At 65.7% G+C, this 7,284-nt stretch carries 9 protein-coding genes; 7 read left to right on the top strand and 2 right to left on the bottom strand.

All coding sequences use genetic code 11. From position 1 onward, the window contains the following. Window positions 1-157: 157 nt before the first annotated feature. From cbiE to cobT, 7 genes are read left to right on the top strand one after another with little or no spacing between them, the layout of a single operon-like run. Window positions 158-1,384, top strand: coding sequence for a precorrin-6y C5,15-methyltransferase (decarboxylating) subunit CbiE (gene cbiE / locus EN859_RS15600; RefSeq protein WP_127853780.1), 1,227 nt, complete (start codon window positions 158-160; stop codon window positions 1,382-1,384). Continuing rightward, window positions 1,381-1,767: a cobalamin biosynthesis protein gene (locus EN859_RS15605; RefSeq protein ID WP_127853781.1), complete on the top strand. Its 387-nt coding sequence runs from the start codon at window positions 1,381-1,383 to the stop codon at window positions 1,765-1,767. Before cbiE ends, EN859_RS15605 begins: the two co-directional genes overlap by 4 nt. Then, window positions 1,764-2,528, top strand: a complete 765-nt coding sequence (gene cobM, locus EN859_RS15610) for a precorrin-4 C(11)-methyltransferase (RefSeq protein WP_127853782.1) — start codon at window positions 1,764-1,766, stop codon at window positions 2,526-2,528. The genes EN859_RS15605 and cobM overlap by 4 nt, the downstream gene beginning before the upstream one ends. After that, the gene (gene cobA / locus EN859_RS15615; protein WP_127853783.1) at window positions 2,525-3,343 is read left to right on the top strand and encodes a uroporphyrinogen-III C-methyltransferase; all 819 of its coding nucleotides are present in this window, start codon (window positions 2,525-2,527) and stop codon (window positions 3,341-3,343) included. The genes cobM and cobA overlap by 4 nt, the downstream gene beginning before the upstream one ends. Beyond that, complete coding sequence (locus EN859_RS15620; RefSeq protein WP_127853784.1) at window positions 3,340-4,653, top strand: cobyrinate a,c-diamide synthase; 1,314 nt, start codon at window positions 3,340-3,342, stop codon at window positions 4,651-4,653. The genes cobA and EN859_RS15620 overlap by 4 nt, the downstream gene beginning before the upstream one ends. Continuing rightward, the gene (gene cobS / locus EN859_RS15625) at window positions 4,650-5,411 is read left to right on the top strand and encodes an adenosylcobinamide-GDP ribazoletransferase (RefSeq protein ID WP_127853785.1); all 762 of its coding nucleotides are present in this window, start codon (window positions 4,650-4,652) and stop codon (window positions 5,409-5,411) included. Before EN859_RS15620 ends, cobS begins: the two co-directional genes overlap by 4 nt. A gap of 22 nt (window positions 5,412-5,433) precedes the next feature. Then, a complete protein-coding gene (gene cobT, locus EN859_RS15630; RefSeq protein ID WP_127853786.1) occupies window positions 5,434-6,444 on the top strand; it encodes a nicotinate-nucleotide--dimethylbenzimidazole phosphoribosyltransferase in 1,011 nt (336 codons plus the stop codon). A 24-nt stretch (window positions 6,445-6,468) separates the two neighbouring features. Here cobT and EN859_RS15635 read toward each other — a convergent pair whose 3' ends face one another. Further along, window positions 6,469-6,918, bottom strand: a complete 450-nt coding sequence (locus EN859_RS15635) for a hypothetical protein (protein WP_348632926.1) — start codon at window positions 6,916-6,918, stop codon at window positions 6,469-6,471. A gap of 14 nt (window positions 6,919-6,932) precedes the next feature. Continuing rightward, entirely contained in the window at window positions 6,933-7,190 is a 258-nt protein-coding gene (locus tag EN859_RS15640; protein WP_127853788.1) for a glycosyltransferase family 25 protein, read from the bottom strand. Window positions 7,191-7,284 lie beyond the last annotated feature (94 nt).

The following is a 7,284-nucleotide window of genomic DNA, read 5'->3' on the forward strand; positions in this document are numbered from 1 at the left end:
TGGCATCATGATGGGTCGTCGCGTTCGATTGCCCCTCACCCTTACCCTCTCTCCGTGAAGAACGGGGAGAGGGATTCGCCAGCGTTGCCCCCAAGTCCCTTCTCCCCGTCACTATACGGGGAGAGGGTGCCGGCCGGCGAATAAGGGGCAGCGCGGCATGTCAAACAAACAGCCAACGCAGAAATGGCTCACAATCATCGGTATCGGTGAGGACGGTGTAGCGGGTCTCGGCGACGAGGCCAAGCGGCGCATTGCCGAGGCTGAGTTCATCTTCGGCGGCAGCCGCCACCTTGCTCTCGTTGCATCGCTCGCCAAGGGCGAGGCACGCGCCTGGCCAGCTCCTTTCGATACCGGGATGCGCGATGTGCTGGCGCTCGGCGGCAAAAAAGTCTGCGTGCTGGCGTCCGGCGACCCATTCTTCCACGGCGTGGGCGTCACCCTGGCCCGCAAGATCCCTTCCCAGGACATGCATGTGATTCCCGCGCCTTCGGCCTTCTCGCTGGCTGCCGCTCGCCTCGGTTGGGCGCTGCAGGATGTCGAAACCGTGTCGCTGCATGGCCGCTCGCTCGACCTGATCCGGCCGCTGTTGCACACCGGCACCCGCATTCTCGTCCTGACATCGGACGGCGATGCACCTGCAGCGATTGCGCGCTTGCTGACCGAACTCGGCTTCGGCGCCTCGCAACTAACGGTTCTAGAGGCCTTGGGTGGCCCGAACGAAAAGCTACGCTCGGCGCGGGCCCACGCCTTCGACCTGGAGAACATCAATCCGCTCAATGTGCTGGCGCTCGAAATTGAATCATCGCCGCAAGCACGTATCCTGCCGCTGACGACAGGTCTTGCCGACAACCTGTTCGAGCATGACGGCCAGATCACCAAGCGCGAAATCCGCGCCATCACCCTGTCCACCCTCGCCCCCAGGCGCGGCGAATTGCTGTGGGACATCGGCGCCGGATCGGGCTCGGTCGGCATCGAATGGATGCTGGCCCACCCGTCGATGCGCGCCGTTGCCGTCGAGGCCGACCCGGCCCGCGCTGCCCGCATCCGCCGCAACGCTGCTGCTTGCGGTGTTCCCGGCCTGGTGATCGTCGAAGGTGCCGCTCCGCAGGCCCTAGCCGGCCTCGAAACGCCGCAGGCGATCTTCATCGGCGGTGGCGGCAGCGATGCCGGTGTGCTGGAAACGGCGATGGATGCCCTGCCCGCCGCAGGCCGGCTCGTCGCCAATGCCGTAACGCTGGAGATGGAGGCGCTGCTTCTCGCCCGTCACGCCTCGCTCGGCGGCGATCTCACCCGCATCGCATTGTCGCGCGCGGCGCCGGTCGGATCGATGCAGGCCTGGCGGTCGGCCATGCCGGTCACCCAATGGAGCTGGGTGAAGCCATGATGGTCGCGGGCATCGGCAGCCGCAAAGGCATCAGCGCAAGGGATGTGCTTGCGGCGGTGGAGACAGCATTGGAAACGCATGGACTGGCAGTGACAGCACTTTCGGCGCTCGCAACCGCTTCTCTCAAACGGGACGAAGACGCAATCTTCTCGGCAGGACGCGAACTCGCCCTTCCGGTCATCGTCGTCGAGGGCGAAGCGCTCAAGTCCGCGTCGCCCGGCACGATCAGCCGCTCCGATCTGTCGCAGGAGCATGCCGGTTCGCCATCGGTTTCGGAAGCGTCCGCCCTTGCCGCCGCAGGCAGAGGCGCGAAACTGCTTGGCCCGCGCACCGTGCTCGGCCCGGTCACTTGCGCCATCGCCATCAGTGGAGATGCAGCATGACCGTCCATTTCATTGGCGCGGGCCCCGGTGCCGCCGACCTCATCACCTTGCGCGGCAGCAGGCTGCTGGCAAGCTGCCCGGTCTGCCTCTATGCCGGCTCGATTGTCGCCCCTGAGCTGTTGCAGCACTGCGCGCCAGGCACCAAGCTGATCGACACCGCGCCGATGTCGCTCGACGAGATCGAGGCGGAGTATTTAGCGGCCCACAAAGCCGGCCATGATGTGGCTCGCCTTCACTCCGGCGATCTCTCCGTGTGGAGTGCCGTTGCCGAGCAGATCCGCCGGCTGGACAAGCACGGCATCCCCTACACGCTGACGCCTGGCGTGCCGTCCTTCGCCGCCGCCGCGGCAGCGCTTCGCCGCGAGCTGACCATTCCCGAGGTTGCGCAAAGCCTGGTGCTGACCCGCATCTCCGGCCGCGCCTCGAAAATGCCGCGCGGCGAAACGTTGGCCGGCTTCGGCCGCACCGGTGCCACGCTCGCCATCCACCTCGCCATCCATGCCATCGACCGCGTCGTCGCCGAACTGACGCCGTTCTATGGCGCCGACTGTCCTGTGGCGGTCGTCTTCCGCGCCTCCTGGCCGGATGAACGCGTGCTGACCGGGACGCTGGCGACCATCGAGGCGCAACTGGCTGCTGACCCGATGGAGCGCACGGCGATCATCTTCATCGGCAGCTCGCTGGCGGCGGAAGGTTTTGGCGAGAGTTCACTTTACGACGCCCACTACCAGCGGCGTTTTCGCGGACGGGACGGATTGTGAGCGGCAGCCCCAAAAACAACAGCGGAAACGCCAGGGTCGAGCAGGCGCTCGCGCGGCTGAACTTCAAGCCGCGCCAGCTGGACACCGGCCATGTCTGGTTGGCAGGTGCCGGCCCCGGCGATCCCGGTTGCCTGACGCTGGAAGTGCTGGCCGCGCTTGGGCAGTGCGACGCGCTCGTCTACGACGCGCTGGTCTCGGCTGACTTAGTAGCGGTCGCCGAGGGCGCAGAACTGTTCTATGTCGGCAAGCGTGGCGGCCAGCCGTCGATGAAGCAGGGCGACATCACCGCTTTGCTGGTGCGTTTGGCACGGCAAGGCCGCCGTGTCGTCAGGCTGAAAGGCGGCGATCCCTATCTCTTCGGGCGCGGTGGCGAGGAGGCATTGGCGCTGGCGCGCGAAAACATCCCGTTCCGCGTCCTGCCCGGCCTCACGTCGGGGCTCAGCGCGCTTGCGGCAACCGGCATACCGGCGACCATGCGCGGCATCAACAAGGCGATGATCCTGGCGACCGGCCATGCCGCCGGCACCGATGACGATCTCGACTGGGCGGCGATCGCCCGCACCGGCCAGCCTGTCGTCGTCTATATGGGCATGGCCAATCTGCCGCTGATTGCGGCCTCCCTGCTCGAGGGTGGGATGGCACCCTCGACGCCGGCGGCAGTGATCGTCGCCGCAACGACGCCGCAGGAGCGCATCGTCGTCGCCACGCTCGCCACCATCGCCGAGGCAGCGGCCGCAGCCGGGTTGACCTCGCCGGCGCTGATCGTCGTCGGCGGCATCGTCGCGATGCGCGCGGCATTGGCGGGCGAGCCATGACCCGCGCCATCATCATCGGCGCGCCGCGCTCGGGCTCTGGCAAGACCAGCGTCACCATCGGCATTTTGCGCGGGCTTGCGCGGCGCGGCCTGAAGGTGCGCGGCGCCAAGTCCGGACCAGATTATATCGACCCCGGCTTCCACACCGCCGCTACGGGCTTGTCCGGGGTCAATCTCGACAGTTGGGCGATGCCACCTGCCCTGCTCAATGCGCTGGCCGGCGAAGCAACGGAGGACGCCGATTTCGTCTTCCTCGAAAGTGCCATGGGCCTGTTCGATGGCATTCCGGCGCCCGAAGGCCGTTCCGGCTCGGCTGCCGACCTCGCGCGGCTCTACGGCCTGCCGGTCCTGCTGGTGCTCGACGTTTCGGGCCAGTCGACCACGGCAGCCGCCGTCGCCAAGGGCTTTGCCACCTATGATCCGGACGTGCGCATGGCCGGAGTCGTTCTCAACCGGTTGGGCAGCGAGCGCCACCGCCGGCTCTGCGGCGATGCCATCGAAGCGCTCGGCCTGCCGGTCGTCGGCGCCATCCTGCGCGACCCGACGCTCAACCTGCCGGAGCGCCATCTCGGCCTCGTCCAGGCCGGCGAATACGAAAATTTGATGGCGCATCTCGACCACCTGGCCGACATGGTCGAACGCTCGCTCGACCTCGATGCCATCATGGCGCTGGCGGCGCCGTTTACACCCGCGCCGGGCGATTTCGGCGATGCCCTGCCGCCGCCCGGCCAACGCATCGCACTGGCCGAGGATGCCGCCTTCACCTTCCTCTATCCGCATGTCGCCATGCACTGGCGCAAGGCCGGCGCCGAGATCATCCCTTTCTCACCACTCGCCGACGAAGCACCCGCCGACAATTGCGATGTCTGCTGGCTGCCCGGCGGCTATCCCGAGCTTCATGCCGGCCGCCTTGCCGCCGCCGCGAATTTCAGGGCGGGCATGGCTGGATTTGCCGAGACGCGTCCCGTGCATGGCGAGTGCGGCGGCTTCATGATGCTGGGCGAGGCGCTGGAAGACGCGTCAGGCGAGACACACAGGATGCTTGGCCTGCTTGGCCATTCGACCAGCTTTGCCAGGCGGAAGATGAACCTTGGCTACCGCGAGGCACGGCTGCGCGCTGGATGCCCTCTGGGGGCCCAGGGCACACTGATCCGCGGCCATGAATTCCACTATGCGCAGATGATTTCGACCGGCAATGACGAGCCGCTGGCCGACCTTGCCGACGGCCAAGGCAATCCGCTCGGCGCGTCGGGCTACCGGCGCCGCAACGTCAGCGGCACTTTTTTCCATGCCATTGCGAGAGGCGAATGACCCTTTCGCCACGACAAATCCTCGACGACATCTCGCTCTGCCTCGTCTTCTTCACCCGGCTGCCGCTGCCCGGCGCCGACTTTCGCGGCCGCAGCCTTGCCGGCGCGATCTGGGCAGCACCCGTAGCCGGTATTGCCGTCGCCCTGATCAGCGCCGTGCTCTATGCGGTCGGCACCAGGCTTGGCCTCGCCGCCGGCCCGGCAGCAGCACTCGCGCTTGCCGCAGCCCTGCTCGCCACCGGCTGCCTGCATGAGGACGGGCTTTCGGACGTCGCCGACGGCTTTGGAGGCGGCAAGACGCGCGAGAAGAAACTGGAGATCATGCGCGACAGCCGCATCGGCGCCTATGGCGCCTGCGCGCTCGGCATCTCGCTGCTGATCCGCTGGAGCGTGCTTTCGCAATTCGCCACTCCGGCGCAAGTCCTCTTCGGTCTGATTGCCGCGCATGCCGCCTCGCGCGGCTTGCTCGGCGCCTTGATGCATCTGCTTCCGCCGGCCCGCAGCGACGGCCTTTCGGCTGGCGCGGGCGCTGTTTCGGCTGAAACCGCTGTTCTCGGCGGCGTGCTCGGCGCCGTCGCGTTGCTGGCGCTTGGTCCCGGCGGTGCCGTTTTCGCTTTCGCCCTGCTCGGCTTGCTGTTTTTCGCCTTCCGCACGCTGTGCCTCAACCAGATCGGCGGCCAGACCGGTGACACGGTCGGTGCCCTGCAGCAGCTTGGCGAGATCGCAATCCTGCTCGTCGCTTCCGTTTCCCTTTCCTGACTCTTTCGGAGATTTTGCCCCCATGCCCTTCAAATCGCTTGATGAACTGCGCGCCGCCTGCCTTCACCTTCCCGCCGGCAGCGACGCCGCGGCAAATGCCGTCGCCCGCCGCCAGGACACGCTGACCAAGCCGCAAGGCAGCCTTGGCCGGCTGGAAAGCATCGCCGCCTGGCTGGCGCGCTGGCAGGGCCGCGACATGCCGCAGCTCGACCGCGTCAAGGTCTTCGTTTTCGCCGGCAATCACGGCGTTACCGCACAGGGCGTGTCGGCCTATCCGTCGGAAGTCACCGTGCAGATGGTGGCGAATTTCGCCGGTGGCGGTGCCGCCATAAACCAGCTGGCCCGCATCGCCGGCGCGGAGCTGGACGTCATCCCGCTTGATCTCGATCACCCGACCGGCGACTTCACGCAAGAGCCGGCGATGGACGATCACGCCTTCCTCGCCGCTGTCTCGGCCGGCTACGACGCGGTGACGAATGATCTCGACCTCGTCTGTTTCGGCGAAATGGGCATAGGCAACACCACGCCGGCCGCAGCCATCTCGGCTGCCTTGTTTGGCGGTGGCGCAGAAAAATGGACCGGGCGCGGCACCGGCGTCGATGATGCCGGCCTGAAGCGCAAGATCGTCGCCATAGAGGCCGGGCTCGAGCGCCACGCCGGGGCGCTCGCCGATCCGCTGAAGATGGCGGCAGCCCTTGGCGGCCGCGAACTCGCCGCTATCTTCGGCGCGACGCTGGCCGCCCGCCATAATAGCGTGCCGGTGCTGCTCGACGGCTTCGTCTGTACCGCCGCCGCCGCACCGCTTGCGAGACTGCACCCGGCCGGCCTTGCCCACACGCTGGCCGCCCATGTCTCGGCCGAATCCGGCCACCGCCGTCTGCTCGGGGCGCTCGACCTGCCGCCGCTGCTCGATCTCGGCATGCGGCTCGGCGAAGGCTCCGGCGCCTGCCTAGCCGTCAACGTCGTCCGCTCGGCGCTCGAATGCCATGCCCGCATGGCAAGCTTTGCTGAGGCCGGCGTGTCGGAGAAGTAAAAAGCGCCGACAAATTGTTGTGTGTTATTTGATCTTGAGAACAATGAGCGTGGGGCGGCGAAGCCTCAAAGAGCGGACGATGAAGGAAGCCAGCCTATCGTAGATTCTTGCTGCCTCCCGCAACACCTTTGCAGGAGTGAGAACACGTCTTGGCCTCTTAGGGCGCACGATCACCGATGCGAAACGTGGGATGCCTGTGAACCGGTCCTGTTTGCATAGCGCGGGACCGATTTTGTAAACCCTCAAACCGGGCATCCCGTCATTGAACAGGTGCTGATCGAACTCGCGATTGATCTCCGTGAAAGTGGTGTACAGCTCCGCGGCACATTCGCGGGAAATGATATAGCCCGCTGTTCCTGCGTACTGGGAGATCGCCTGATACAGCGTTCTGTCCAAGGCTTTCTGTCCGGTATGGACGCCGACAAACCTTTTTCCCAACTTTTCCAGATGAACAATGTCGGCATCAGCCGGTATCCACGACGTACTATTTAAAAATTTGGCAGATCAGCGCAAAAATGTGCATCGTCTTCAAAAATTGCCGCGAACTTGTCAGACCCATTAGCGATTTCCTTCCAAATCGAGCGATGACTGAAAAAACAGGCAACTGCTTCCTTCGAGACGTTGAACTGAGTAGCCACGCTGTCCGTAATCGAAGTGTTGCTCACCGCTTCAATTCGTTCAATGTGTAAACCTAGTGGTTCCTGCCTGACATAAGAGTCCTCTCTGATTGGGGTCGTCGTGGTCAAGGTGCTCCTGCACTTTTTCTCGGACCGTTCCGCGGGTCACTCGCTTCTCTTCGCGGTCGGCGCTTGGGCCGCCGCATGATGGGATCAGGAGAGC

Source organism: Mesorhizobium sp. M00.F.Ca.ET.216.01.1.1 (assembly GCF_004010325.2).
Lineage (GTDB): Bacteria > Pseudomonadota > Alphaproteobacteria > Rhizobiales > Rhizobiaceae > Mesorhizobium.

Excerpts from the sequence above, each read along its gene's own strand:
- cbiE (WP_127853780.1), top strand. The coding sequence starts at position 158 with ATGTCAAACAAACAGCCAACGCAGAAATGGCTCACAATCATCGGTATC.
- EN859_RS15605 (WP_127853781.1), top strand. The coding sequence starts at position 1,381 with ATGATGGTCGCGGGCATCGGCAGCCGCAAAGGCATCAGCGCAAGGGAT.
- cobM (WP_127853782.1), top strand. The coding sequence starts at position 1,764 with ATGACCGTCCATTTCATTGGCGCGGGCCCCGGTGCCGCCGACCTCATC.
- EN859_RS15620 (WP_127853784.1), top strand. The coding sequence starts at position 3,340 with ATGACCCGCGCCATCATCATCGGCGCGCCGCGCTCGGGCTCTGGCAAG.
- cobS (WP_127853785.1), top strand. The coding sequence starts at position 4,650 with ATGACCCTTTCGCCACGACAAATCCTCGACGACATCTCGCTCTGCCTC.
- cobT (WP_127853786.1), top strand. The coding sequence starts at position 5,434 with ATGCCCTTCAAATCGCTTGATGAACTGCGCGCCGCCTGCCTTCACCTT.